Here is a 1,601-nt window from a genome sequence, read left to right on the forward strand (position 1 = left end):
AAGTTGGAATCCGGGGCTGATGTGTTCGTGTGGGTTTGCTCCTGAGCTGCAAAGTAAGGTCTAAATCGTGCAGAGATGGCGAAGTCTCGACGAGGTGCCCGCGGACTGGGGGCGGTGCGTGCTCACGATCGGCGTATTCGACGGTGTGCATCGCGGCCACGCGCAGCTGATCAGCAGGGCCGTGAAGTCCGCTGCCGCACGTGGTGTTCCGGCGGTATTGATGACCTTTGATCCGCACCCGATGGAAGTGGTGCGCCCTGGTTCGCATCCGGCGCAGTTGACCACGCTGACCCGACGTGCCGAATTGGCGGAGGAACTCGGCGTCGACGTGTTCTGTGTCATACCCTTCACCCATGAATTCATGAAACTGACCCCAGCGCGCTACGTACACGACTTGTTGGTCGAGCACCTACATGTGACCGAGGTCGTGGTCGGTGACAATTTCACCTTCGGTAAGAAGGCCGCCGGCACCATCGAGACCATGCGCGAGCTGGGTGAACGCTTCGGCTTCGAGGTCGACGGCGTGAAACTGCTCGGCGAGCACGCGGTCACCTTCTCCTCCACCTATATCCGGGCCTGCGTCGACGCCGGCGATATGGCCGCGGCCGCCGAGGCGCTCGGCCGTCCGCATCGGGTCGAGGGTGTGGTCGTACACGGCGACGGCCGCGGCCGTGAGCTCGGCTTCCCGACCGCGAATATCGCGCCGCCCATGTATGCCGCCATTCCGGCCGACGGCGTCTACGCGGGCTGGTTCACCGTGCTCGGTCCCGGCCCGACCATCGGGACCGTGACGCCGGGGGAGCGCGCGATGGCGGCAATCTCGGTCGGCACCAACCCCACCTTCTCCGGGCGCGCCCGCACCGTCGAGGCCTACGTGCTCGACGGTGAGGCCGATCTGTACGGCCAGCACGTCGCGGTGGATTTCGTCGAGCACCTGCGCGGCATGCGCAAATTCGATTCCATCGACGAACTGCTCGAGGCCATGGCCCGCGACGTCGAGAACGCCCGCAAGGTGCTCACCGCCGCCGCCGACTCCTGACCGGATTCGGTGGGCGCGGGGCTGTCGGGTAGGGTGGATCCTCGGGTTTGCTGCGGTCCGCGGCGGCACCCGACCGGGGTAACCGGAATCCTCGAGCGCGGAACTGAGAATTAGGAGTGGATGCCCCATGGCGCTGACCACCGAACAGAAGTCGGCCATTCTCGCCGAGTACGGCCTGCACGAGAAGGACACCGGTTCCCCGGAGGCGCAGATCGCGCTGCTGTCCAAGCGGATCGCCGACATCACCGAGCACCTCAAGAAGCACAAGCACGACCACCACACCCGCCACGGCCTGATGGCGCTGATCGGTCGTCGCAAGCGCCTGTCGAAGTACCTCGCTGACAAGGACATCCAGCGCTACCGTTCGCTGATCGAGCGCCTGGGTCTGCGTCGGTAACTGTGTCTGATTTGCCGCGCCTTCGGCGCGGCGGGTGCTCTGCTCTTGGCCGCGCGGGCGCGGCGTGTTCGCGGCCCCCTTCAGTCTCGCGTCCGAGCCGTCGAGACTCGCGACTTCGTCGCATGCGGGCGCGCACGGCGGCCCGATGCAAGGCGACCTCGTCGT

The 1,601-nt window shown here is 66.1% G+C and carries 2 protein-coding genes; both read left to right on the forward strand.

What is annotated here, in order from left to right; genetic code table 11:
* Positions 1–67: 67 nt before the first annotated feature.
* Positions 68–1,039, forward strand: a complete 972-nt coding sequence (locus AB0J29_RS37165) for a bifunctional riboflavin kinase/FAD synthetase (protein WP_364796057.1) — start codon at positions 68–70, stop codon at positions 1,037–1,039.
* A gap of 127 nt (positions 1,040–1,166) precedes the next feature.
* Positions 1,167–1,436 (forward strand): 30S ribosomal protein S15, encoded by a 270-nt coding sequence (gene rpsO, locus AB0J29_RS37170; protein WP_062991119.1) that lies wholly within the window; start codon positions 1,167–1,169, stop codon positions 1,434–1,436.
* Positions 1,437–1,601 lie beyond the last annotated feature (165 nt).

Source organism: Nocardia sp. NPDC049707, assembly GCF_040674855.1.
In the GTDB taxonomy this organism is placed as follows: Bacteria; Actinomycetota; Actinomycetes; order Mycobacteriales; family Mycobacteriaceae; genus Nocardia.

Bases quoted from the DNA above. Each gene is read 5' to 3' on its own strand.
- rpsO (WP_062991119.1), top strand. From the start codon at position 1,167: ATGGCGCTGACCACCGAACAGAAGTCGGCCATTCTCGCCGAGTACGGC.